Below are 23582 nucleotides of genomic sequence, written 5' to 3' on the forward strand. Positions count from 1 at the left end.
ACCGGGATTATCGCACCATCGGCAGCCCGCCGCACCCCGCGGCGGCGAGAAGCCGGCGCCGCACCGTGACGGTGCTCACGGATCGCCGGCGTCGGTCAGGCTTGAGCGATGGCCGGGATGTTGCTACAATCGCGGGCTCGCTTGGCTTCGCCTCGCCCCTTGAATTCCTGACCTTGGGAATTGTTGGGTGCGCAACGGCGGTCCGGGCGGGTGCGGGGTGGCGCAGCCTGCCACGTCCGCGAAATCGCGAGTCCGCCCATCCGGGGTGTTCCTGTTCAGGAATGTCGGGGCGGACTTCAGACCGAACCCTTATGGAGAATTCAATGTCCGTCACCATGCGTGAAATGCTGGAAGCCGGTTGCCACTTCGGCCACCAGACCCGCTTCTGGAACCCCAAGATGGCCCCGTTCATCTTCGGCCATCGCAACAAGATCCACATCATCAACCTGGAAAAGACGCTGCCGATGTTCCAGGACGCGCTGAAGTATGTGCGTCAGCTGGCAGCGAATCGCGGCACCATCCTGTTCGTCGGCACCAAGCGCCAGTCGCGCGAGATCCTGGCCGAGGAAGCGGGCCGCGCCGGCATGCCCTACGTCGACGCCCGCTGGCTCGGCGGCATGCTGACCAACTTCAAGACGGTCAAGACCTCGATCAAGCGCCTGAAGGACATGGAAGCCGCCAAGGAAGCCGGCGCGCTGGACACCATGAGCAAGAAGGAAGCGCTGATGTTCGAGCGCGAGATGGAAAAGCTCGAGAAGTCGATCGGCGGCATCAAGGACATGGGCGGCATTCCTGACGCGATCTTCGTGGTCGACGTCGGCTACCACAAGATTGCCGTGACCGAAGCCAACAAGCTGGGCATTCCGGTGATCGGCGTGGTCGATACCAACCACTCGCCGGACGGCATCGACTATGTGATCCCGGGCAACGACGACTCGAGCAAGGCGGTGGCGCTGTACGTGCGCGGCGTCGCCGACGCGATCCTGGAAGGCCGCGCCAACGCGGTGCAGGACGTGGTCGAAGCGGTCCGCGGCAGCGACGACTTCGTCGAAGTCGAGGAAGCCTGAGGCCAGCCCCGCCGGCAGGCGGGACGGCCCGGACGGCCCTGACAGACCCGTGGCGTGCGCCGGCATCGCCGGCCGCGCGACCACCAGAAAAGGGGGCGACATGGTACGCCCCCTTTTTTGAATGCGCGCGGTGCGCGCGCAGCAAGCAGGAATGATTGTCATCCGATGTGGCTACGATCACGGCGGGTGAGTCTTTGAACACCACGCGGCCGGCCGCGGCGCGGGACATCCAGGTCCGGCGGGCGGCGGTGCGTGAACCAATCAAGGAGTGACAAATGGCGGCAATTACCGCAAGCATGGTGGCTGAACTGCGCGCGAAGACCGACGCGCCGATGATGGAGTGCAAGAAGGCCCTGACCGAGGCCGACGGCGACCTGGCCAAGGCCGAGGAACTGCTGCGCGTCAAGCTGGGCAACAAGGCCAGCAAGGCCGCTTCGCGCGTGACCGCCGAAGGCGTGGTCGCCGCGTTCATCGACGGCACCACCGGCGCGCTGGTCGAACTGAACTGCGAGACCGATTTCGTCTCGAAGAACGACGACTTCCTGGGCTTCTCGGCCAAGGTCGCCGAGCTGGTCGCCAAGCAGAACCCGGCCGACGTGGCCGCGCTGTCCGCGCTGCCGCTGGACGGCCAGACCGTCGACCAGGTCCGTGCCGCGCTGATCGGCAAGATCGGCGAGAACATGACGATCCGCCGTTTCGCCCGCTATGACGGCGGCGGCAAGCTGGTCTCGTACCTGCACGGCACCCGCATCGGCGTGATGGTCGAGTTCGACGGCGATGAAGTCGCCGCCAAGGACGTCGCCATGCACATCGCCGCGATGAAGCCGGTGGCGCTGTCGTCGGCCGACGTGCCGGCCGAGCTGATCGCCAAGGAGCGCAGCATCGCCGAGCAGAAGGCTGCCGAGTCGGGCAAGCCGGCCGAGATCACCGCCAAGATGGTCGAAGGCTCGGTGCAGAAGTACCTGAAGGAAGTCTCGCTGCTGAACCAGCCGTTCGTGAAGAACGACAAGCAGACCGTCGAGCAGATGCTCAAGGCCGCCAACACCACGGTCAAGGGCTTCACGCTGTACGTGGTCGGCGAGGGCATCGAGAAGCGCCAGGACGACTTCGCCGCCGAAGTGGCCGCGCAGGTCGCCGCCGCGCAGAAGGGCTGATATCCCGGGCGGGAGGCAGGCGCCGGTCTGGCGCCATGACGGCCCGCCGTATAATCCCGAGGGGCACCGCGAGGTGCCCCTCGGCACAAGAAGAGAGAACAATGGCGCGTGCCGGCCTGCGAGCCGCACGCGGAGCCCGTTTTCGCCGTCGCCCGTTTTGACTGGCATCGCCCTCGGGGCCCTGCCGACGCGCCCGGGCCACGGGGAAAGCCGGCTTGGTCCCGGCGGCATCCGCCCTCCGGGGCAAGGCCCAGATCGAAGACTCGAACCAGCCCGAGGGTGAATATGCCAGCCTACAAGCGCGTCCTTCTGAAACTGTCCGGTGAGGCCCTGATGGGCGACGATGCCTTCGGCATCAACCGGTCCACGATCGAAGGCATGGTCAATGATATTGCCGAGATCGTGAAGCTCGGCGTGCAGGTGGCAGTGGTGATCGGCGGCGGCAACATCTTCCGCGGCGTCGCCGGCGGCGCCGCCGGCATGGACCGCGCGACTGCCGACTACATGGGCATGCTGGCCACGATGATGAACGCGCTGGCGCTGCAGGACGCGATGCGGCACGCCAATATCGAGGGCCGGGTGCAATCGGCGCTGCGCATGGACCAGGTGGTCGAGCCCTATATCCGCCCGCGCGCGATCCGCCAGCTGGAAGAAGGCAAGGTCGTGATCTTCGCCGCCGGCACCGGCAATCCGTTCTTCACCACCGATACCGCGGCCGCGCTGCGCGGCTCCGAGATCGGTGCCGAGGTGGTGCTCAAGGCCACCAAGGTCGACGGCGTCTATACCGCCGATCCGAAGAAGGACCCCAGCGCCACGCGCTACACCACGATCAGCTTCGACGAGGCGATCTCCCGCAATCTGCAGGTGATGGACGCCACCGCCTTCGCGCTGTGCCGCGACCAGAAGCTGCCGATCAAGGTGTTCTCGATCGTCAAGCCGGGCGCGCTCAAGCGCGTGATCCTGGGCGAGGACGAGGGTACGCTGGTCCACGTTTGAGGCGCCTTGCGGGCCCGCCGCGAGGTGGCGCACGCAACGGCACAGAGTAGAATGATTCGTTTTCGGCCCCGTCCGCCGGGGTCATGGCAGCCAGTTTTCCGGAGGTTATGATGAGCGTCGCCGACATCAAGAAGAGCGCCGAGCAGAAGATGCAGAAGACCATCGAAGCGTTCAAGGCCGATCTGGCCAAGATCCGCACGGGTCGTGCGCACACCGGTCTGCTCGACCATGTCCAGGTCGAATACTATGGCTCGCCGGTGCCCATCAGCCAGGTCGCCAATATCGGCCTGGCCGATGCCCGCACCATCAGCGTGCAGCCGTGGGAAAAGAAGATGGTCGCCGCGGTCGAGAAGGCCATCCGCGACGCCGACCTGGGCCTGAACCCCGCCACCATGGGCGAGGTGATCCGCGTGCCGATGCCCCCGCTGACCGAGGAGCGCCGCAAGGAGCTGACCAAGGTGGTCAAGGGCGAGGGCGAGAGCGCCAAGGTGGCGGTGCGCAATCTGCGCCGCGACGCGAACGAACAGTTCAAGAAGCTGGTCAAGGACAAGAGCATCTCGGAAGACGACGAGCGCCGCGGCCAGGACGAGGTGCAGAAGCTGACCGACCGCTATGTCGCCGAGATCGACAAGCTGGTCGCCGAGAAGGACAAGGAGATCATGACGGTCTGAGCCACGGCGCAGCGCGCCAGCCCCGCAGGGACTGGCGCGGCGCCGCCGCCCGGGACCCGTCCACCATCATGCACATCAGTTCCACACTCGCCATCCCCGAGACCGGTTACGTACCGGCCCACGTCGCCATCATCATGGATGGCAACGGGCGCTGGGCCACGCAGCGGCATCTGCCGCGGGTCGCCGGCCATAGCCGCGGCCTGGATGCGGTACGTACCGTGGTGGAGGCGTGCGCGGTGCGAGGGGTCAAGTACCTGACGCTGTTCGCCTTCAGTTCGGAGAACTGGCGGCGGCCGGCCGACGAGGTCACCTTCCTGATGCGGCTGTTCATGATGTCGCTGCGGCGCGAAGTGGTGAAGATGCACGCCAACAATATCCGCCTGAAGGTGGTTGGCGATCTGACCCGCTTCAGCCCGCGCATCCAGCAGCTGATTGCCGACGCCGAGCGCCGCACCGCGGGTAATACCGGCCTGACGGTGACCATCGCGGCCAACTATGGCGGCCGCTGGGACCTGCTGCAGGCAGTGCGCAAGATGCTGCTGCAGCAGCCGATGCTCGACCCCTCGACGATCGAGGAATCGACGCTGGCGCCGCACCTGGCAATGGCCTACGCGCCGGAGCCCGACCTGTTCATCCGCACCGGGGGCGAGCAACGCATCAGCAATTTCCTGCTGTGGCAGCTGGCCTATTCCGAGCTGTATTTCACCGACGTGTTCTGGCCCGACTTCGATGCGGCCGAACTGGACAAGGCGTTCGCCTCGTACCGGCAGCGCGAACGGCGTTTCGGCCGCACCAGCGCGCAGGTCGTGGCGCCGTCCGGGCTGTCCGGCACCGCTTGAGCGGGCCGGCCGCTCGCCATCGAACCAACCCGGACTCGCAGCGCATGCTCCTTACCCGTGTCATCACCGCCCTGTGCCTGTTGCTGCTGATCCTGCCGATCCTGTTCCTGGCGCCGCCCGCGGCGCTGGCCGGCCTGATGGCGGTGATCGTCGCGCTGGCCGCCTGGGAATTCGGCCGCCTGCTCGGCCTGCGCGGCGCTGGCCCGTGGATCTACGCGATCGCCTGCGTGGTCGCGATGATCGCCTGGCATGACCTGCCGGCGCGCGGCGCGATGCTGTGGCTGCTGCAGGCCTCGGTGGTCGCCTGGGGCGTCGCCATCGTGCTGCTCGCGCGCGGCGTGCGCAAGGCCACGCCGGCCTTCGCGATCGTGGCCGGCCTGGTCGGCCTGGTGATCCTGCCCGCGTTCGGCCATGCCGCGATGCTGTTGCGCGGGCTCGGCGTCGGCGTGCTGCTGTCGGCCGCGGCGCTGGTCTGGGCCGCCGATATCGGCGCCTATTTCGTCGGCAAGGCGATCGGCCGCCGCAAGCTCGCGCCGTCCATCAGCCCCGGCAAGTCGTGGGAAGGCGCGATCGGCGGCTGGCTGTTTGCGCTGGCCGTCGCGCTGTCGCTGGCGGCCACCCATGCGTTCGCACCGACCTGGTTCGATCGTGTCGCCGACCGCAGCGGTCTGCTGACGGTGGCGCTGCTGACCACGCTGATGGTGATCGCCAGCGTGGTGGGCGACCTGTTCGAATCGCTGCTCAAGCGGCAGGTCGGCAAGAAGGACAGCAGCCGGCTGCTGCCGGGCCATGGCGGCGTGCTCGACCGCATCGACGCGTTGCTGCCGGTATTGCCGCTGGCGGCGTTGCTGATCCTGTACCTCTGATTTTCCCCAGGCCTCTTTCATGCGTCGCATTACCGTCCTTGGCGCCACCGGCTCGATCGGCGACAGCACGCTGGACGTGATCCGGCGCCATCCCGAGCGCTACGCCGTGCATGCGCTGACCGCGCATCGGCAGATCGACAAGCTGGCCGAGCGCTGCGCCGAGTTCCGTCCGGCGCGGGCGGTAGTCGGCAGCGAGAGCGCCGCGGCCGAACTGCGCGAGCGGCTGCGCGTCGCCGGCGTCGGCACCGAGGTGCTGCACGGGGACGCGGCGCTGGCCGAGGTGGCCGCCGACGCCGAGGCCGATACCGTGATGGCGGCGATCGTCGGCGCCGCCGGGCTGCGGCCGACGCTGGCCGCGGCGCAGGCCGGCAAGCGGGTGCTGCTGGCCAACAAGGAGGCGCTGGTGATGTCCGGCGCCATCTTCATGGACGCGGTGCGCGAGCATGGCGCGACGCTGCTGCCGATCGACAGCGAGCACAACGCGATCTTCCAGTGCCTGCCGTTCGACGATCCGCGCTATCGGGCCGGCGTCGCCCGCGTGGTGCTGACCGCCTCGGGCGGGCCGTTCCGCACGCGCGATCCGGCCTCGCTGCACGACATTTCCCCCGACGAGGCCTGCGCCCATCCGAACTGGGTGATGGGGCGCAAGATCTCGGTCGATTCGGCCACGATGATGAACAAGGGCCTGGAGGTCATCGAGGCCCACTGGCTGTTCGGCGCGCCGGCCGAGCGCATCGACGTGCTGATCCACCCGCAGAGCATCGTCCATTCGATGGTCGCGTACGCCGACGGCTCGGTGCTGGCGCAGCTGGGCAACCCCGACATGCGCACGCCGATCGCTTACGGTCTCGCCTATCCCGAACGGATCGATGCCGGCGTCTCGCCGCTGGATCTGGTCGCGGCCGGCACGCTCGCTTTCGAGACGCCGGACCTGCAGCGCTTTCCGTGCCTGGCGCTCGCCTTCGACGCGCTGCGCGCCGGTGGCGTGGCACCTGCGGTGCTGAACGCCGCCAACGAGATCGCGGTCGACAGCTTCCTGCAGGGCGCGATCCGCTTCACCGAGATCGCCAACGTGGTCGCGCGCGTGCTCGAGCAGGGCCCGCGCCATGCGGCCGACTCCCTCGATGCGGTGCTGCAGGCCGACCGGCAGGCCCGTGCGCTGGCCCGGACGCTGGTGCACGCAGGCGCCAGCGCCGGCGCGGCCACGCCAGGCTGAACCGGATCGCCGCCATGCAAACCATTCTTGCCTTCATCGTTGCGCTCGGCATCCTGATCTACGTGCACGAGATGGGCCATTACCTGGCCGCGCGCGCCTGCGGCGTCAAGGTGTTGCGCTTCTCGATCGGCTTCGGCCGTCCGCTGCTGCGCTGGGTGTCGCGTCATCGCGACCGCACCGAATGGACGCTCGCGGCGATTCCGCTGGGCGGCTACGTCAAGATGCTCGACGAGCGCGAACGCGATCCCGAGCGCGATCCTCCCTACGATCCAGCCGACCTGCCGCGCGCGTTCAACCGGCAGCCGGTCGGCAAGCGCATCGCCATCGTCGCGGCCGGGCCGGTCGCCAATTTCCTGCTGGCGATCGTGCTGTATTTCACGCTGTTCGCCGGCGGCATGCAGGAGCCGGCGCCGGTGCTGGCCGCCCCGGTGGCCGGTACCGCGGCGGCCCAGGCCGGCGTGCGCGAGGGCGACCGGGTGCTCGCGCTGACCGCCAACGACGAGACCGAGGCGGTGCGCTCGTGGAACGACCTGCGCATGGCCGTGATGGCGCAGGGATTCGATGGCGCCGGCGCGGTGCTGCGCGTGCGCGGTGCCGACGGCGCCGAACGCGACCTGACCATCGCGCGGCTGCCCAGCACCGGCGGCGATCCCGAGCGCGATCCGCTGGCGACGCTGGGGCTCGCGCTCAAGGGCGGGCCGGTGACGATCCGCGAGGTGCTGCCCGATTCGGCCGCCGAACGCGCCGGCCTGCGCGCCGGCGACCGCGTGCTGGCATGGCAGGGCGAACCGATCCGTCAGGCCGATCAGCTGATCCGCGCGGTGCGCGCCAATCCGGGCGCGCAGGCGACGCTGTCGATCGAGCGCGATGGCAGCACGCTGCAGGTTCCGGTGAAGGTGGACGCGGTGCCCGACGACAGCGAAGGAGCACAGCAGAAGGCGAAGGAGGGCGGCGGCAAGGCCGCGACCGCCGGCAAGCTCGGCGCGGCGCTGACGCAGGCCGTGCAGATGGAGACCGTGCGCGATGCCCCGCTGCAGGCGCTGGCCCGTGCCGGCCAGCAGGTGTGGGACACCAGCGTGCTGTCGCTGAAGCTGCTCGGCCGCATGCTGATCGGCCAGGCCTCGCTGCAGAACCTCAGCGGTCCGCTGACCGTCGCCGATTACGCAGGCAAGGCCGCGAACCTCGGCTGGCAACCGTTCGTCGGCTTCCTGGCGCTGGTCAGCGTCAGCCTCGGCGTATTGAATTTGTTACCCATTCCGGTATTGGACGGGGGGCATTTGCTGTATTATTGCGTTGAATTTTTGACTGGCAGGCCCGTTCCAGACCACTGGCAGGCTGTGCTGCAGAAGGTCGGCATTGCCTGCATCTTGCTCCTGACTTCGCTCGCCTTGTTCAACGACGTCAGCCGCCTGTTTCTCGCGCGCAGCTAGAATCCGGTGCGCAATGACGTAGCGGCGTGCCGCGGCACCGGCCACGGCGACCCGTTGCGGACCTCGTCGCGAGGCCGCCCGGCGAAGCATCAGAGCCCAATCCTGCATGGAATCAAAGAGGGGATCAAGATTGATCAGACATAAGCGCATCTCGCTTAGCATGCTGGCGAGTGCCATCATCGCGGCCTGGGCACCGGCGGGCTGGGCCGCGGATCCGTTTGTGGTCAGGGATATTCGGGTCGAGGGTCTGCAACGGGTCGAGCCCGGCACGGTCTTCGGCTATCTGCCAGTCAAGGTAGGCGAGACCTTCACCGACGACAAGGGCGCCGACGCGATCCGCGCGCTCTACAACACCGGCTTCTTCAAGGACGTGCAGATCCGCGCCGAGGACGGCGTGCTGGTGGTCCACGTCGAGGAACGCCCGGCCATCTCGCAGCTCGAGTTCGTCGGCATCAAGGAATTCGACAAGGACACGCTGCGCCGTTCGCTGCGGGCCGTCGGCGTGGCCGAGGCGCGCTACTACGACCGCGCGCTGATCGACAAGGCCGAGCAGGAACTGAAGCGCCAGTACGTCGCGCGCGGCTACTACGCGGCCGAGGTGCAGACGACGATCACGCCGGTGGACCGCAATCGCGTCTCGGTCGTGTTCAACGTCGACGAAGGCCCGATCGCCAAGATCCGGCAGATCAATATCGTCGGCAACAAGGCCTTCAAGGAAGGCACGCTGCGCGACGAGATGCAGCTGTCGACGCCGAACTGGCTGTCCTGGTACACCAAGAACGACCTGTACTCGAAGCAGAAGCTGACGGCCGACCTCGAGGCGCTGCGCTCGTTCTACCTGAACCGCGGCTATCTCGAGTTCGCGATCGAATCGACCCAGGTGTCGATCACGCCGGACAAGAAGGACATCTACCTGACGCTGAACATCAAGGAAGGCGACCAGTACAAGGTGTCGGACATCCGCCTGGCGGGCGAGCTGCTCGGCAAGCAGGAAGAAATGGAGAAGCTGCTGACCCTGAAGAAGGGCGACATCTTCTCGTCGGAAAAGCTGACGCAGAGCACCAAGGCCATCACCGACCTGATGGGCACCTACGGCTATGCGTTCACCACGATCAATCCGCAGCCGCAGATCGACCGCGAGAAGCGCGAGGTCGCGCTGACGCTGATGGTCGACCCGGGCCGCCGCGTCTACGTGCGCCGCGTCAACGTGGTCGGCAACAGCAAGACGCGTGACGAGGTGGTGCGCCGCGAGATGCGCCAGATGGAAAGCTCGTGGTTCGACAGCGAGAAGCTGACGCAATCGCAGGCCCGCATCAACCGCACCGGCTACTTCACCGACACCAACATCACCACCGAGGACGTGCCCGGCGCGCCCGACCAGGTCGATGTGAACGTCAACGTCACCGAGAAGCCGACCGGCCAGATCAGCCTTGGCATGGGCTTCTCGTCGACCGACAAGCTCGTGCTGCAGGCCGGCCTGCGCCAGGACAACGTGTTCGGTTCGGGTACCAGTCTGGGCCTGGACGTCAACACCGCGAAGTCGTTCCGCACGATTGCCCTGACGCAGTACGACCCGTATTTCACCGTCGACGGCATCAGCCGCTCGACCGACATCTACTACCGGACCTCGCGCCCGCTGTACTACATCGGCGACCAGGACTACCGGATCGTGTCGACCGGCGGCGGCTTCAAGTTCGGCGTGCCGTTCTCCGAGAACGACACGGTGTTCTTCGGCATCGGCTACGAGCGGACCGAGCTGACGGTGTCGAACAATACGCCGATCCAGTACCAGCGCTGGGTGCGCGAGAACGGTGACGTCACCAACAACTTCCCGTTCACGATCGGCTGGGCGCGCGATCGCCGCGACAGCGCGCTGATCCCGACCAAGGGCCCGTACACGCAGGCCAACCTCGAAGTGGGCCTGCCCGGCATCGGCGATACGCAGTACTACCGCGCCACGCTGCAGCAGCAGTACTACTATCCGCTGTCGAAAGCCTTCACGCTGGCATTCAACGGCGAAATCGCCTACGGTCACGGCTATGCCGGCAAGGACTTCCCGGTCTTCAAGTACTTCTACGCCGGCGGTATCGGCTCGGTGCGCGGCTACCAGACCAGCACGCTGGGCCCGAAGGACCAGAACGGCAACCCGATCGGTGGCGCCTCGAAGGTGATCGGCAACGTCGAATTCATCTTCCCGCTGCCGGGCTCCGGCGTGGACCGCACGCTGCGGCTCTTCACGTTCTTTGATTTCGGTAACGTGTACCAGGAAGGCGAGGCGCCGCGCTTCAGCGACCTGCGGTATTCGACCGGTCTCGGCCTGTCGTGGCTGTCGCCGATCGGTCCGCTGAAGGTCAGCGTGGGCTTCCCGCTCAAGCGCGAAGAGGGCGACCGCACCCAGCGCTTCCAGTTCCAGATCGGTACCGCGTTCTGACAGAGGTCGATTCATGAAAAATACAACCCGCATCATCCAGTCGTTCGTCGTCGCCGCCGCAGCGGCGGCCGCGCTGACGGTGGCCGCGCCCGCCGGCGCGCAGGAAACCCGTATTGCCGCCGTCAATTCCGAGCGCATCCTGCGCGATTCGCAGCCGGCCAAGCAGGCCCAGGTCAAGCTGGAGCAGGAGTTCTCCAAGCGCGACCGCGAGCTGCAGGACATGGCCCAGAAGATCAAGGGCATGGCCGACCGGCTCGACAAGGACACCGCCGTGCTGGCGGACGCCGACCGCCAGCGCCGTCAGCGCGAGCTGGCCGACCTGGACCGCGAATTCCAGCGCAAGCAGCGCGAGTTCCGCGAGGACCTGAACCAGCGTCGCAACGAGGAACTGGCGCAGGTGCTCGAGCGTGCCAACCGCGTGATCCGGCAACTGGCCGAGCAGCGCAAGTACGATCTGATCGTGCAGGAAGCGGTCTACGTCAATCCGCGCATCGACATCACCGACGATGTGATGAAGGCCCTGAACGCCGGCGGCAAGTAAGCCGTCCGCGTTCGTCGTTCCAGGAAGTACCGCGATGAAGACACCCACACTGGGTCAGCTCGCCACGGACACCGGCGCGCAAGTTGTGGGTGATCCCACGCTGGCCGTGCGCGGCCTCGCGCCGCTCGATCAGGCAGGGGAAGGGCAGCTGTCCTTCCTGTCCAATCCGCTGTATCTGCCCCAGGCGCTGACCTCGTCGGCCGCCGCGGTGATCGTCTCGCCGGCCGACCTCGACCGCATTCGCGAGCAGGGCCGAGCCGACGGCCGCAACTGGCTGGTCGCGCGCAACCCGTACGTCTGCTTCGCGCGCATCGCCCAGCAATTCGACCGCGCCGCCAACCAGGACCCGCGTACCGGCATCGATCCGCGCGCCAGCGTCGCCGACGGCGCGGTGGTGCCCGCCTCCTGCCATATCGGCCCTAATGTCGTGATCGAAGCCGGCGCCCGGCTCGGCGAGCGCGTGCGCGTGCTGGCCAATACCTATATCGGCGCCGGCGCGCAGATCGGCGACGACACGCTGCTGTACGCCAACGTATCGATCTATCACGGTTGCGTGATCGGGCAACGCTGCATCGTCCACAGCGGCGCGGTGATCGGCGCCGACGGTTTCGGTTTTGCGCCGGACATCCGCCCGGACGGCGTCGAGTACGTCAAGATTCCGCAGACCGGCCGCGCGGTGCTCGGCAACGATGTCGAGATCGGCGCCAACACCGCGATCGACCGCGGCGCGATGGGCGATACCGTGATCGAGGACGGCTGCAAGATCGACAACCAGGTCCAGATCGCGCATAACGTGCGCGTCGGCGCCCATACCGTGATCGCCGGTTGCGCCGCGATCGCGGGCAGCACCAAGGTAGGCCGTTTCTGCGTGATCGGCGGCTCGGCCAATTTCGCCGGCCACCTGCAGATCGCCGATCGCACCACGGTATCGGGCGGGACCTCGATCACCAAATCGATCGCCAGGCCGGGCCAGCACTTCACCAGCGTGTTTCCCTTCCTGCCGCATGGCGACTGGGAGCGCAACGCCGCCATCGTGCGGGGGCTGTCGAAGCTGCGCGAACGCGTGGTGCAGCTGGAGAAGCGCCTGCGCGGGCAGGGCCCGGACGCCACGACAAAGAATACGGAAGAGAAATCATCATGACCGCCACCGACATCGACATCCGCCAGATCCTGAAGCTGTTGCCGCATCGCTACCCGATCCTGCTGGTGGATCGCGTGCTCGAATTCGAACCGCAGAAGCGCATCAAGACGCTGAAGAACGTCACCATCAACGAGCCGTACTTCCAGGGCCATTTCCCCGGCGCGCCGGTGATGCCGGGCGTGATGATCCTCGAAGCGCTGGCGCAGTCGGCCGGCCTGCTGACCTTCGGCGCCGACATGGAGCGCAAGGAAGGCTCGCTGTACTACTTCGTCGGCATCGACGGCGCCCGCTTCAAGCAGGTTGTCTATCCTGGCGATCAGCTGCATATGCATGTCTCGGTCGAGCGCTATATCCGCGGCATCTGGAAATTCAAGGCCCACGCGACCGTCGACGACAAGGTCGCCTGCGAGGCCGAGCTGATGTGCACCGTCAAGCAGGCCGACGCCTGACGCCACGGCGCCCGGCGCCGTCTTGACGCGGCGCCCGTGATCGCGAACGCGAACGCGGGCGCGCCGCCCACCACAAGATCGATAGGACTTTCACGCATGACGCAAATCCATCCCACCGCCCTGGTCGACCCGAAGGCCGAACTGGCGGCCGACGTCAGCGTCGGACCGTTTTCCATCGTCGGTCCCCATGTACGGATCGGCAGCGGTACCGTGATCGGTTCGCACACCACGATCGAAGGCCACACCACCGTCGGCGCGGACAACCGCATCGGCCCGTACGCCTCGGTCGGCGGCGCGCCGCAGGACATGAAGTACCGCGACGAGCCGACCCGGCTGGTGATCGGCGACCGCAACCGCATCCGCGAATTCACCACGATCCATACCGGCACGGTGCAGGACGAGGGCGTGACCAGCATCGGCAACGACAACTGGATCATGGCGTACGTGCATATCGCGCACGACTGCCGCGTCGGCAACCACACCGTGTTCTCGAGCAATGCGCAGATCGCCGGCCACGTGCAGGTCGGCGACTGGGCCATCCTCGGCGGCATGAGCGGGGTGCACCAGTTCGTGCGCATCGGCGACCACGCGATGCTCGGTGGCGCCTCGGCGCTGGTGCAGGACGTGCCGCCGTTCGTGATCGCGGCCAGCGACAAGAACGGCAACAAGGCCACGCCGCACGGCATCAACGTCGAAGGGCTGCGCCGGCGCGGTTTCGACGCCGGCCAGATCGCCGCGCTGCGCCAGGCCTACAAGCTGCTGTACAAGTCGGACCTGGGCTTCGACCAGGCGCAGGCCGAGATCGGCCAGATGCTGGCCCAGGCCGATGCGAGCACCGCCGTGCCGCTGCGCGCCTTCCTCGAGTTCATCGCCGCGACCAAGCGCGGCATCGTGCGCTGAAGCCCGGCGTCGCCATGGCCGACGCGAAAATGCAGCCGATTCCGGTCATCGAACCCCAAGCTGCCGCCGCGGCGTCGGCGCTGCCCGGATTGCGTGGCGAGATCGCGATGGTGGCCGGCGAAGCCTCCGGCGATCTGCTGGCCTCGCTGCTGTTGTCCGGGCTGCGCGCGCGGCTCGGCGACGCGGTGTCCTACTCGGGCATCGGCGGGGCCCGCATGATGTCCCAGGGCTTTGTCTCGCATTGGCCGATGGAGACGCTGTCGGTCAACGGCTATGTCGAGGTGCTGGGCTCGCTGCGCGAGATTCTGGCGACGCGGCGCGCGATCCGCGACCGCCTGCTGGCCGATCCGCCGCTGTGCTTCATCGGCGTCGACGCGCCGGACTTCAACTTCGGCCTCGAAGTGCCGCTGCGCCGCGCCGGCATTCCGGTGGTCCACTTCGTCAGCCCGTCGATCTGGGCCTGGCGGGGCGGGCGTATCCGCACCATCGCGAAGGCCGTCGACCACATCCTCTGCCTGTTCCCGTTCGAGCCGGAGATCTACGCCAAGGCCGGCATTGCGGCGACCTATGTGGGCCACCCGCTGGCCGACGTGATCCCGATGGTGCCCGACGTCGACGGCGCGCGGGCCAGGCTGGGCCTGCCGGCCGGGCGCCGCGTGGTCGCGGTGCTGCCGGGGAGCCGGCAGTCCGAGGTCCGGCACCTGGGCGCGACCTTCTTCGCCGCGATGGATCAGATGCGGCAGATGGACAACGCGCTGGCCTTCGTCGTGCCGGCCGCCAATGCCTCGCTGCGGGCGGTGATCGAATCGCATGCCGCCGAGTATCCCGAGCTCGATGTCACGATCGTCGATGGCCAGTCGCATCTGGCGATGGAGGCGGCCGACGTGGTGCTGCTGGCCAGCGGCACCGCGACGCTGGAGGCGGCGTTGTACAAGAAGCCGATGGTGATCTCGTACAAGGTGCCCTGGCTGACCGCGCAGATCATGAAGCGGCAGGGCTATTTGCCCTATGTCGGCCTGCCGAATATCCTGTCGGGACGCTTCGTCGTTCCCGAGCTGTTGCAAGACGACGCCACGCCCGAGGCGCTGGCGCGCGAGACGCTGCTGCAGCTGAACGATCAGGACAACACCGCCTTCCTGTACGAGCACTTCACGCAGATGCACCAGACCCTGCGCCGCAATACCGCCGACATCGCCGCCGACGTGGTGGTCGATCTGCTGCGCAGCCGGAGGGCCGGCTGATGGCGCGGCTGCCCGCGCGCCAGCCCGGCTCCGGCACCCCTGCCGCAAAGGCAGCCAAGACGGGTGCGGCTGCCAGGACCACCAAGGCGACGAGGTCTGGCAAGGCGGCCCGGGTCGCCGCCGCCGAGGCGCAGCTCGGCCTGTCGCTGTCGCCGGCCGCGGCGATGGCGCAGCGGCTGTGCGGCGTCGACGAGGCCGGACGCGGGCCGCTGGCCGGCCCGGTGTTCGCCGCCGCGGTGGTGCTCGATCCGGCCAGGCCGATCGAGGGCCTGGCCGACTCCAAGATCCTGACCGCGGCCCGGCGCGAAGCGCTGTTCGACGAGATCTGTTCGCGCGCGATGGCGTGGCATATCGCCTTTGCCACGGTGGAGGAAATCGACACGCTGAACATCCTGCACGCGACCATGCTGGCGATGCAGCGCGCGGTGCACGGCGTCGCCGCCTGCGGCATCGCGCCGGACCTGGTGCAGGTCGACGGCAACCGCTGCCCGCACGTGCCGTATCCGGTCGAAGCGGTGATCAAGGGCGATGCCACCGTGCAGGCGATTTCCGCCGCATCGATCCTCGCCAAGGTCGCGCGCGATCGCGAACTGGTCGCGCTGCACGCGCAGTTTCCCGAGTACGGCTTCGACAGCCACGTCGGCTACGGCACGCCGCAGCATCTGCTGGCGCTGGCGCGCTTCGGCGCCACGCCGCATCACCGCCGCTCGTTCGCGCCGGTGCGCGAGGCGCTGGCGCGCGGGCCACTCGGCCCGGACGCATTGCTGCCAGCGGGCGGGTTGGACAGCGCCGCCGCTGGCCTGCGGCCTTCGCCGGACGAACTGGCCGAGACCATTGACGCGTTCGATGCGCTCGACGCGATCGAGGACGCCCTCGGTGCGGCTGTCAGCCCCGGGGCGGCGCTGTCGTGAGCCGCTGCGGCATGACCTTGCGGCATAACGTAGAACAACGTGGATTAACGTGAAGCACGTCAGCTCGCGCGACAACGCGCTGTTCAAGCACCTGAAGGCCCTGACCGGCTCGACCCATCAGCGGCGCAAGGCCGGGCAATCGGTGCTCGACGGGGTTCATCTGGCCGACGCCTATCTGGCCGCGCTGGGCCAGCCGGTCAGCTGCGTGGTGTCGGAGCGCCATCTCGACCACCCCGAGGTCGCCGCGCTGCTGGCCCGCATCGACGATCAGCGCATCGTGGTGCTGGCCGACGCGCTGTTCGCGCAGATTACCGGCGTGGTCAACGGCATCGACCTGATGCTGGTGATCGATACCCCCGCGGGGCACCTGCCGCCAAGCATCGACACCGACTGCATCGTGCTCGACGGCGTGCAGGACGCCGGCAACGTCGGCTCGATCCTGCGCAGCGCCGCGGCCGCCGGCATCCAGCACGCGTTCCTCGGCACCGGCTGCGCCTTCGCGTGGTCCACCAAGACGCTGCGCGCGGCGATGGGCGCCAACTTCCACCTGAATATCGTCGAGCACTGCACGGTCGAGATGCTGGCGCCGCGGCTGGCGGTGCCGCTGCTGGCGACCTCGTCGCACGCGGACGCGGCGCTGTTTGACACGGACCTGCGCGGGCCGGTCGGCTGGGTGGTCGGCAATGAAGGGGCGGGGGTCAGCGCCGAATGGATGGCGCATGTGCGGCGCACCGTCGGCATTCCGCAGCCCGGCGGGCTCGAATCGCTCAACGTCGCCGCCGCTACCGCGGTGTGCCTGTTCGAGGCGGTACGGCAGCGGCGGGGGTAGCCGGGCAGGGCGACGCGACGTATGCGGGCCGGCGACACGGCGTGCATGCCGCCATCGCGCTCCCCGCTCCCGCACGGCGGGAGAAGGGGAAAGCAAAGAGGGAAACTTCCCTCAGTAATTGTCCCGATCGACCTTGATCTCCTGCAGGATCGTGGTGGCGATCTCCTCGATCGACTTGTGCGTCGACGACAGCCATTTGATCCCTTCGCGGCGCATCATGATCTCCGCTTCGTTGACCTCATAGCGGCAATTCTCCAGCGATGCGTATTTGCTGCCGGGTCGCCGTTCATTGCGGATCTCGGACAGCCGTTGCGGATCGATCGACAAACCGAAGATCTTCGGCTTGAAATCGTACAGCGCCGACGGCAGCTTGCCGCGTTCGAAATCGTCGGGAATCAGCGGGTAATTGGCCGCCTTCAGCCCATATTGCATCGCCAGGTACAGGCTCGTCGGGGTCTTGCCGCTGCGCGATACGCCCACCAGGATCACGTCGGCCTCGGCCAGATTCTTGTGCGACTGGCCGTCGTCGTGGGCCAGCGAGAAATTGATCGCCTCGATCCGGTTCTTGTACGCCTCGGTATCGGCATTCTGGTGAAAGCGTCCGATCGCATGAGTCGATTTCAGCCCCAATTCCTTTTCGAGCGGCTCGATAAAGGTCTGGAACATGTCCAGAATCATGCCCTTGGCGCGGCGCAGCGCCTTGTTCGACTCGGCATTGACCAGCGTGGTGAAGACGATCGGCGGCACGCCTTCGGCATAGAAGGCCTCGTTGATCTTGCCGACCGCCATATGCGCCTTTTCCGGCGTATCGATAAAGGGCATTCGCACCTTGCGAAAGCGCATCTCGAACTGGGCCAGGATCGAATGACTGAATGTTTCGGCGGTGATCCCGGTGCCGTCCGAGACGATAAATACGGTGCGGACGGCCGGCTTGTCGGCGCGCGGCGCGGCGGGGGAATCCATGTCTGAACAATTATTTTGGGGCCTGCCGCACGCGAAAGTGCGGTGCGGCACGGTAGAATAGCGGCGATCTTTTCGCTAAGCAATTGCACGGCGCGCCACGCGCGGGACGATTCGGCGCGGGATTGTCGACAAATGGGTTCGACAGCATTCCGCTAACTTCACGGTCCCACGGTCCCTCGGTGCCCGGATTGTTTAGCAAAGCGATCCGCCCGGTAGCAGAACTCCAACGACATTCCGGCGTGAGCGACAGGTTTCCTACTTTGTTTTGAGGCTTTTATGACCAACCTGGCAAATGACGGCGCCTACGTGCTGCCGTTCGAGCAGCTGCGCATGGCGGATGTGGAAGTGGTGGGGGGCAAGAATTCGTCGCTCGGCGAAATGATCTCCCAGCTGGCAGGCGCCGGCGTGCGTGTGCCCGGCGGCTTCGCCACCACCGCGCTGGCCTTCCGCGACTTCCTGGCCCACAACAATCTGACCCAACGCATCTCCGACCGCCTGAAGGCGCTCGACGTCGACGACGTCAAGGCGCTGGCCGAGGCCGGTGCCGAGATCCGCAACTGGGTCGCCACCGCACCGTTCCAGCCGCGCCTGGAGCAGGAGATCCGCGAACACTACGCACGCGTCGCGGAGCGCGAGGGCGCCGAAGCTTCGTTCGCGGTGCGCTCGTCGGCGACCGCCGAAGACCTGCCCGACGCCTCGTTCGCCGGCCAGCAGGAGTCCTACCTGAACGTCAGCGGCATCGACGACGTGCTCGACAAGATCAAGCATGTGTTCGCCTCGCTGTACAACGACCGCGCGATCTCGTACCGCGTGCACAAGGGCTTCGCCCACGACGTGGTGGCGTTGTCTGCCGGCGTGCAGCGCATGGTCCGTTCGGACCTGGCCGCGTCCGGCGTGATGTTCACCATCGACACCGAATCCGGTTTTCCCGACGTGGTCTTCATCACCTCCAGCTATGGCCTGGGCGAAACGGTGGTGCAGGGCGCGGTCAATCCGGACGAGTTCTACGTCTTCAAGCCGACGCTGCAGGCGGGCAAATATCCGATCATCCGCCGCTCGATCGGCTCGAAGCTGATCAAGATGGAATTCACCGGGCCCGGGGAAGCGGGCCGCGTCAAGACCGTCGACGTGCCGAGCGAACTGCGCAACCGCTACTCGATCACCGACGAGGACGTCAGCGAGCTGGCGCGCTACGCGATGATCATCGAGAAGCATTACGGCCGCCCGATGGACATCGAGTGGGGCAAGGACGGCAAGGACGGCAAGATCTACATCCTGCAGGCGCGTCCCGAGACCGTGAAGAGCCAGTCGGCCGGCAAGGCCGAGCAGCGCTTCAAGCTCAAGGGCACGTCCGCGGTGCTGGCCACCGGCCGCGCGATCGGCCAGAAGATCGGCACCGGTCCGGTCCGCGTGATCAACGACCCCAGCGAGATGGAGCGCGTGCAGCCCGGCGACGTGCTGGTCGCCGACATGACCGATCCGAACTGGGAACCGGTGATGAAGCGTGCCTCGGCCATCGTGACCAACCGCGGCGGCCGCACCTGCCACGCGGCGATCATTGCGCGCGAACTGGGCGTGCCGGCCGTGGTGGGCTGCGGTGACGCCACCGATGTGCTGAAGGACGGCACCCTGGTCACCGTCTCGTGCGCCGAGGGCGACGAGGGCCGCATCTACGACGGCCTGCTCGAGACCGAGGTCACCGAGGTGCAGCGCGGCGAGATGCCGGAGCTGGACGTCAAGATCATGATGAACGTCGGCAATCCGCAGCTGGCGTTCGACTTCGCGCAGATCCCGAACAGCGGCGTCGGCCTGGCCCGCCTCGAATTCATCATCAACAACAACATCGGCGTCCACCCGAAGGCGATCCTCGACTATCCGCAGGTCGACTCCGACCTGAAGAAGGCGGTCGAGAGCGTGGCCCGCGGCCATGCCAGCCCGCGCGCCTTCTACATCGACAAGCTGGCCGAGGGCATCGCGACGATCGGCGCCGCCTTCTATCCGAAGCCGGTGATCGTGCGCCTGTCGGACTTCAAGTCCAACGAGTACAAGAAGCTGATCGGCGGTTCGCGCTACGAGCCGGACGAGGAAAACCCGATGCTGGGTTTCCGCGGCGCCTCGCGCTATATCGCCGAGGATTTCGCCGAGGCGTTCGAGATGGAATGCAAGGCCATGAAGCGCGTGCGCGACGAAATGGGCCTGACCAACGTCGAGATCATGGTGCCGTTCGTGCGCACGCTGGGCCAGGCCGAGAAGGTCATCGACCTGCTGGCCAAGCATGGCCTGAAGCGCGGCGAGAACGGCCTGCGCGTGATCATGATGTGCGAGGTGCCGTCCAACGCGATCCTGGCCGAGGAATTCCTGCAGTACTTCGACGGCTTCTCGATCGGCTCGAACGACCTGACGCAGCTGACGCTGGGCCTGGACCGCGATTCGGGCATGGAGCTGCTGGCCAAGGACTTCGACGAACGCGACCCCGCGGTGCGCTTCATGCTGTCGCGCGCGATCTCGACCGCGCTGCGGCTGAACAAGTATGTCGGCATCTGCGGCCAGGGGCCGTCGGACCATCCGGACTTCGCCGCGTGGCTGGCCAAGGAAGGCATCAAGTCGATCTCGCTGAATCCCGATTCGGTGATCGACACGTGGCGGCAACTGGCGTCGTAATTTGAAAGGACGACAGGCTCGGTGCCGTCCGCCGCGCCCTACCTCGGTAGGGCGAGACCATGCCCCCGCAGGTGCTACGGTGCCGCGGGGGTTTTTCGCTTTGGCAGGGCGCGCCCGCGGTCGACACACAGGGCCGCGCCCGTGCATCAGAACAAGAACAGCAACAACGAGATCGAGGGGTGAATCGCCATGGCGGACTACCACATCTGGTTCGGCCTTGCGGTACTGCTGGTCATCGCCGAACTGGCCAGCCTGACGCTGTATCTGCTGATGGTCGCGCTGGCGGCCGTTGCCGCGGGCATCGCGGCGCTGTCGGGGCTGGGCATCGCGGCGCAGTTCGGCGTCGCGGCGGTGATTGCGCTGATCGGCTTCGCGGCGCTGCGCCGCTCGCGCTATGGCCGCGCGCGCCGCGGCGCGGCAGCCACCGATCCAAACGTCAATCTCGATATCGGCCAGGAGCTCGACGTGCCGGCCTGGGGCGCCGATCGCCGCGCGCGTGTGCCGTACCGCGGCGCGCAGTGGCAGGTCGAACTGGGCGCGCCCGGCGAGGCATTGCCGGGCCGCCATCGCATCGTCGAGGTCCGCGGTAACACGCTCGTCGTGGTGCCGCGCTAGCCCGTCGCCGGCGCGGGCAGCATCGCTTCGCCCGGGCGGTGGCGCCGCCCGCGTGGGCCATGCCGCCTGCGGCATTCTTCCCTTGTCGTCCCTTTGTCCTTCCCTGCAACAACCGATGGAGTCCCCATGCTAGATGTCGCCGGCAGCGTGCTGCCTCTCCTGGTCCTGATCGCCGTGATCGTGCTGCTCGCGCAGAGCTTCAAGATCGTGCCGCAGCAGCACGCCTGGGTGCTCGAGCGCCTGGGCAAATACCGTGCGACGCTGACGCCCGGGCTCAACGTGGTGCTGCCGTTCATCGACCGCGTTGCCTACAAGCACATCCTGAAGGAAATCCCGCTCGACGTGCCCAGCCAGGTCTGCATCACCAAGGACAACACGCAACTGCAGGTCGACGGCGTGCTGTACTTCCAGGTCACCGACCCGATGAAGGCCTCGTACGGCTCGAGCAACTTCGTCGTCGCGATCACGCAGCTGGCGCAGACCACGCTGCGCTCGGTGATCGGCAAGCTGGAGCTCGACAAGACCTTCGAGGAGCGCGAGTTCATCAATCACAGCATCGTCAATGCGCTGGACGAGGCGGCCTCTAACTGGGGCGTCAAGGTGCTGCGCTATGAGATCAAGGACCTGACCCCGCCGAAGGAGATCCTGCATGCGATGCAGGCACAGATCACCGCCGAGCGCGAGAAGCGGGCGCTGATCGCGGCCTCGGAAGGCCGCCGGCAGGAGCAGATCAACCTGGCCTCGGGCGCGCGCGAGGCGGCGATCCAGCAGTCGGAGGGCGAACGCCAGGCCGCGATCAACAAGGCGCAGGGCGAGGCCGCCGCGATCCTGGCGGTGGCGGAGGCCAATGCGCAGGCGATCGAGAAGATCGGGCGCGCGATTCGCGCCGAGGGCGGCGTCGAAGCGGTCAATCTGAAGGTCGCCGAGGAATATGTCGGCGCGTTTGCCAATCTGGCCAAGACCGGCAACACGCTGATCGTGCCGGGCAATCTGGGCGAAATGAGCTCGATGGTCGCGTCGGCGCTGCAGATCGTCAAAAGCCAGAAAAGCGCGGGCTGAGCGATCGCGCTTCGTGTCCCGTCGTCCCCGCGAACGCGGGGACACGGCGGCATCGAACCACCGTTGAAAGACGCTTGATTGCCGCCTTCGCGGCAATGACAGCGTGGCGCAGGGGGCTTACTCCTTGCCGCCGCTCTTGATGATCCGCGCCTTTTCGCGCTGCCAGTCGCGATCCTTCTCGGTCTCGCGCTTGTCGAACAGCTTCTTGCCCTTGGCCAGGCCAATCTCGCATTTGACGCGGCCGCGCGTGTAATGCAGGTTCAGCGGCACCAGCGTATAGCCGCGCTGCTCGACCTTGCCGATCAGCTTGCGGATCTCGTCGGCCTTGAGCAGCAGCTTGCGGGTGCGCACCGGGTCGGGTTTGACGTGCGTGGAGGCGCTCTGCAGCGGGCTGATATGCGCGCCGATCAGGAACAGCTCGGCGTCGCGCACCACCACATAGCCCTCCTTGATCTGCACGCGCCCGGCGCGGATCGCCTTGACCTCCCAGCCTTCGAGCACGATGCCGGCTTCGTATCGCTCCTCGATGAAATAGTCGAAGAAGGCCTTCTTGTTGTCTGCGATGGTCATGCGTGGTGGTGGATGGTAGGGGGCGGCGGCGCCGTTCTGCGGGCTCCGCCGGTTCGGCGGACGCCGGTGGCGGCCGCTGGTACGATGATTGGCGCCGCGGCCGAAGGCGGCGGCCCGGCCGGAGCGTACGCCAGGCAGGCGCGCGTCGGCTAAAATCCGGATTCTAGCAAACAGACCGGCCCCGGTTGTCGCCCGTGGACAGCCATCGGCCCAGAATCGTCAACTCATGGCAGACGTCCATAAAACCGTGCTGCTCGGTTATTCGGCCGAGCGAATGTACGACCTGGTCACGCGCGTCGAGGACTATCCCAAGTTCCTGCCCTGGTGCGGCGGCGTGGAAGTGTTCGAGCAGACCGAGACGCTGCTCGACGCCAAGCTGCATATCCATTTCAACGGCATCAAGCAGTATTTCCATACCCGCAATACGCAGCATCGGCCGACCCGCATCGACATGAATTTCGCCGATGGTCCGTTCAAGACCTTCAACGGCTACTGGAATTTCATTCCGCTGCGCGAGGACGCCTGCAAGATCGAATTCCATCTGCATTACGAGTTCTCCAGCATCATCCTCGAGAAGATCATCGGGCCGGTGTTCAGCATGATCGCGAATACCTTCGTCGACGCCTTCGTCAAGCGTGCCGAGGTCGTCTATGGCAACAGCTGAGCAAGGGCCGGCCACCGTGCGTGTGGCCGTCTGCCACGCGAAGCCGGACACGGTCTTCCTGAAGGAAATCGAACTGCCCGCCGGCACCACGATCGCCGCGGCGATCGAGGCCAGCGGCGTGCTGACGGCCCATCCGGAGCTCGATCCGGCGGCACTGCGCGTCGGCATCTTCGGCAAGCTCAAGACGCTGGACACCGTGGTGCGCGAGGGCGATCGCATCGAGCTGTACCGGCCGCTGGTGGCCGATCCCAAGACCGCGCGCCGGCGCCGCGTACAGAAGGCGCGCGAGGCCGGGACGCGGGAAGGGCAGAAGTGGATGCGCGGCGGCGGGGACAGCGAGGCGGCGGGCCGCTGAGCGGTCGATCGGC

The 23582-nt window shown here is 67.0% G+C and carries 23 protein-coding genes; 21 read left to right on the forward strand and 2 right to left on the reverse strand.

All coding sequences use genetic code 11. The features are described 5' to 3' along the window. Positions 1-323 precede the first annotated feature (323 nt). The 16 genes from rpsB to FOB47_RS16445 all read left to right on the forward strand — a co-directional run bounded on the left by rpsB (position 324) and on the right by FOB47_RS16445 (position 16682). Positions 324-1067 (forward strand): 30S ribosomal protein S2, encoded by a 744-nt coding sequence (gene rpsB, locus FOB47_RS16370; RefSeq protein WP_053821659.1) that lies wholly within the window; start codon positions 324-326, stop codon positions 1065-1067. A 275-nt stretch (positions 1068-1342) separates the two neighbouring features. Continuing rightward, the gene (tsf, locus tag FOB47_RS16375; RefSeq protein ID WP_053821660.1) at positions 1343-2221 is read left to right on the forward strand and encodes a translation elongation factor Ts; all 879 of its coding nucleotides are present in this window, start codon (positions 1343-1345) and stop codon (positions 2219-2221) included. 285 nt (positions 2222-2506) lie between these two features. Next, a complete protein-coding gene (gene pyrH, locus FOB47_RS16380) occupies positions 2507-3217 on the forward strand; it encodes a UMP kinase (RefSeq protein ID WP_006578101.1) in 711 nt (236 codons plus the stop codon). Between the two features lie 110 nt (positions 3218-3327). Then, a complete protein-coding gene (frr, locus tag FOB47_RS16385; RefSeq protein WP_053823064.1) occupies positions 3328-3888 on the forward strand; it encodes a ribosome recycling factor in 561 nt (186 codons plus the stop codon). 68 nt (positions 3889-3956) lie between these two features. After that, positions 3957-4727: an isoprenyl transferase gene (locus FOB47_RS16390; protein WP_006578099.1), complete on the forward strand. Its 771-nt coding sequence runs from the start codon at positions 3957-3959 to the stop codon at positions 4725-4727. Between the two features lie 44 nt (positions 4728-4771). Next, a complete protein-coding gene (locus FOB47_RS16395; RefSeq protein WP_053821661.1) occupies positions 4772-5593 on the forward strand; it encodes a phosphatidate cytidylyltransferase in 822 nt (273 codons plus the stop codon). A 19-nt stretch (positions 5594-5612) separates the two neighbouring features. Continuing rightward, the gene (gene ispC, locus FOB47_RS16400; protein WP_174781559.1) at positions 5613-6809 is read left to right on the forward strand and encodes a 1-deoxy-D-xylulose-5-phosphate reductoisomerase; all 1197 of its coding nucleotides are present in this window, start codon (positions 5613-5615) and stop codon (positions 6807-6809) included. 14 nt (positions 6810-6823) lie between these two features. Next, positions 6824-8239 (forward strand): RIP metalloprotease RseP, encoded by a 1416-nt coding sequence (gene rseP / locus FOB47_RS16405; RefSeq protein ID WP_174781560.1) that lies wholly within the window; start codon positions 6824-6826, stop codon positions 8237-8239. A 130-nt stretch (positions 8240-8369) separates the two neighbouring features. Then, positions 8370-10670, forward strand: coding sequence for an outer membrane protein assembly factor BamA (bamA, locus tag FOB47_RS16410; protein ID WP_043438778.1), 2301 nt, complete (start codon positions 8370-8372; stop codon positions 10668-10670). 13 nt (positions 10671-10683) lie between these two features. Next, positions 10684-11211: an OmpH/Skp family outer membrane protein gene (locus tag FOB47_RS16415; protein ID WP_174781561.1), complete on the forward strand. Its 528-nt coding sequence runs from the start codon at positions 10684-10686 to the stop codon at positions 11209-11211. 34 nt (positions 11212-11245) lie between these two features. After that, on the forward strand, positions 11246-12352 hold the full coding sequence (gene lpxD / locus FOB47_RS16420) for a UDP-3-O-(3-hydroxymyristoyl)glucosamine N-acyltransferase (protein WP_174781562.1): 1107 nt from the start codon (positions 11246-11248) through the stop codon (positions 12350-12352). Beyond that, entirely contained in the window at positions 12349-12801 is a 453-nt protein-coding gene (gene fabZ, locus FOB47_RS16425; RefSeq protein WP_006577561.1) for a 3-hydroxyacyl-ACP dehydratase FabZ, read from the forward strand. The genes lpxD and fabZ overlap by 4 nt, the downstream gene beginning before the upstream one ends. Before the next feature lie 96 nt (positions 12802-12897). Further along, a complete protein-coding gene (gene lpxA / locus FOB47_RS16430; RefSeq protein WP_174781563.1) occupies positions 12898-13701 on the forward strand; it encodes an acyl-ACP--UDP-N-acetylglucosamine O-acyltransferase in 804 nt (267 codons plus the stop codon). A 107-nt stretch (positions 13702-13808) separates the two neighbouring features. Beyond that, positions 13809-14942 carry a lipid-A-disaccharide synthase gene (lpxB, locus tag FOB47_RS16435; protein WP_244959477.1) on the forward strand — a complete coding sequence of 378 codons (1134 nt, stop codon included), beginning with the start codon at positions 13809-13811 and terminating at the stop codon, positions 14940-14942. Between the two features lie 164 nt (positions 14943-15106). Beyond that, positions 15107-15853, forward strand: coding sequence for a ribonuclease HII (rnhB, locus tag FOB47_RS16440; protein WP_082371621.1), 747 nt, complete (start codon positions 15107-15109; stop codon positions 15851-15853). 49 nt (positions 15854-15902) lie between these two features. Then, positions 15903-16682 (forward strand): TrmH family RNA methyltransferase, encoded by a 780-nt coding sequence (locus FOB47_RS16445; protein ID WP_174781564.1) that lies wholly within the window; start codon positions 15903-15905, stop codon positions 16680-16682. Between the two features lie 111 nt (positions 16683-16793). Here FOB47_RS16445 and ppsR read toward each other — a convergent pair whose 3' ends face one another. Further along, entirely contained in the window at positions 16794-17645 is an 852-nt protein-coding gene (gene ppsR, locus FOB47_RS16450; RefSeq protein ID WP_053821668.1) for a posphoenolpyruvate synthetase regulatory kinase/phosphorylase PpsR, read from the reverse strand. A gap of 276 nt (positions 17646-17921) precedes the next feature. Here ppsR and ppsA point away from each other — a divergent pair, with 276 nt between their 5' ends. From ppsA to FOB47_RS16465, 3 genes are all read left to right on the forward strand, one after another. Next, positions 17922-20306 (forward strand): phosphoenolpyruvate synthase, encoded by a 2385-nt coding sequence (gene ppsA, locus FOB47_RS16455; RefSeq protein ID WP_053821669.1) that lies wholly within the window; start codon positions 17922-17924, stop codon positions 20304-20306. A 189-nt stretch (positions 20307-20495) separates the two neighbouring features. Next, positions 20496-20921: an NfeD family protein gene (locus FOB47_RS16460; protein ID WP_053821670.1), complete on the forward strand. Its 426-nt coding sequence runs from the start codon at positions 20496-20498 to the stop codon at positions 20919-20921. A 126-nt stretch (positions 20922-21047) separates the two neighbouring features. Further along, complete coding sequence (locus FOB47_RS16465; RefSeq protein WP_053821671.1) at positions 21048-21980, forward strand: SPFH domain-containing protein; 933 nt, start codon at positions 21048-21050, stop codon at positions 21978-21980. A 117-nt stretch (positions 21981-22097) separates the two neighbouring features. Here FOB47_RS16465 and smpB read toward each other — a convergent pair whose 3' ends face one another. Continuing rightward, positions 22098-22550 carry an SsrA-binding protein SmpB gene (gene smpB, locus FOB47_RS16470; RefSeq protein ID WP_006579356.1) on the reverse strand — a complete coding sequence of 151 codons (453 nt, stop codon included), beginning with the start codon at positions 22548-22550 and terminating at the stop codon, positions 22098-22100. A 226-nt stretch (positions 22551-22776) separates the two neighbouring features. On the opposite strand from smpB, the gene FOB47_RS16475 reads away from it, so the two are divergent. After that, a complete protein-coding gene (locus tag FOB47_RS16475; RefSeq protein WP_006579355.1) occupies positions 22777-23214 on the forward strand; it encodes a type II toxin-antitoxin system RatA family toxin in 438 nt (145 codons plus the stop codon). Continuing rightward, entirely contained in the window at positions 23201-23569 is a 369-nt protein-coding gene (locus tag FOB47_RS16480) for an RnfH family protein (protein ID WP_082371445.1), read from the forward strand. Before FOB47_RS16475 ends, FOB47_RS16480 begins: the two co-directional genes overlap by 14 nt. Positions 23570-23582: the final 13 nt, after the last annotated feature.

It is taken from the genome of Cupriavidus gilardii, assembly GCF_013347325.1.
Taxonomy (GTDB): domain Bacteria; phylum Pseudomonadota; class Gammaproteobacteria; order Burkholderiales; family Burkholderiaceae; genus Cupriavidus; species Cupriavidus gilardii.

Coding starts and splice junctions, on each gene's coding strand:
- rpsB (WP_053821659.1), top strand. CDS start 324: ATGTCCGTCACCATGCGTGAAATGCTGGAAGCCGGTTGCCACTTCGGC.
- tsf (WP_053821660.1), top strand. CDS start 1,343: ATGGCGGCAATTACCGCAAGCATGGTGGCTGAACTGCGCGCGAAGACC.
- pyrH (WP_006578101.1), top strand. CDS start 2,507: ATGCCAGCCTACAAGCGCGTCCTTCTGAAACTGTCCGGTGAGGCCCTG.
- frr (WP_053823064.1), top strand. CDS start 3,328: ATGAGCGTCGCCGACATCAAGAAGAGCGCCGAGCAGAAGATGCAGAAG.
- FOB47_RS16390 (WP_006578099.1), top strand. CDS start 3,957: ATGCACATCAGTTCCACACTCGCCATCCCCGAGACCGGTTACGTACCG.
- FOB47_RS16395 (WP_053821661.1), top strand. CDS start 4,772: ATGCTCCTTACCCGTGTCATCACCGCCCTGTGCCTGTTGCTGCTGATC.
- ispC (WP_174781559.1), top strand. CDS start 5,613: ATGCGTCGCATTACCGTCCTTGGCGCCACCGGCTCGATCGGCGACAGC.
- rseP (WP_174781560.1), top strand. CDS start 6,824: ATGCAAACCATTCTTGCCTTCATCGTTGCGCTCGGCATCCTGATCTAC.
- FOB47_RS16415 (WP_174781561.1), top strand. CDS start 10,684: ATGAAAAATACAACCCGCATCATCCAGTCGTTCGTCGTCGCCGCCGCA.
- lpxD (WP_174781562.1), top strand. CDS start 11,246: ATGAAGACACCCACACTGGGTCAGCTCGCCACGGACACCGGCGCGCAA.
- fabZ (WP_006577561.1), top strand. CDS start 12,349: ATGACCGCCACCGACATCGACATCCGCCAGATCCTGAAGCTGTTGCCG.
- lpxA (WP_174781563.1), top strand. CDS start 12,898: ATGACGCAAATCCATCCCACCGCCCTGGTCGACCCGAAGGCCGAACTG.
- lpxB (WP_244959477.1), top strand. CDS start 13,809: ATGGTGGCCGGCGAAGCCTCCGGCGATCTGCTGGCCTCGCTGCTGTTG.
- rnhB (WP_082371621.1), top strand. CDS start 15,107: ATGGCGCAGCGGCTGTGCGGCGTCGACGAGGCCGGACGCGGGCCGCTG.
- ppsR (WP_053821668.1), bottom strand. CDS start 17,645: ATGGATTCCCCCGCCGCGCCGCGCGCCGACAAGCCGGCCGTCCGCACC.
- ppsA (WP_053821669.1), top strand. CDS start 17,922: ATGACCAACCTGGCAAATGACGGCGCCTACGTGCTGCCGTTCGAGCAG.
- FOB47_RS16460 (WP_053821670.1), top strand. CDS start 20,496: ATGGCGGACTACCACATCTGGTTCGGCCTTGCGGTACTGCTGGTCATC.
- FOB47_RS16465 (WP_053821671.1), top strand. CDS start 21,048: ATGCTAGATGTCGCCGGCAGCGTGCTGCCTCTCCTGGTCCTGATCGCC.
- smpB (WP_006579356.1), bottom strand. CDS start 22,550: ATGACCATCGCAGACAACAAGAAGGCCTTCTTCGACTATTTCATCGAG.
- FOB47_RS16475 (WP_006579355.1), top strand. CDS start 22,777: ATGGCAGACGTCCATAAAACCGTGCTGCTCGGTTATTCGGCCGAGCGA.
- FOB47_RS16480 (WP_082371445.1), top strand. CDS start 23,201: ATGGCAACAGCTGAGCAAGGGCCGGCCACCGTGCGTGTGGCCGTCTGC.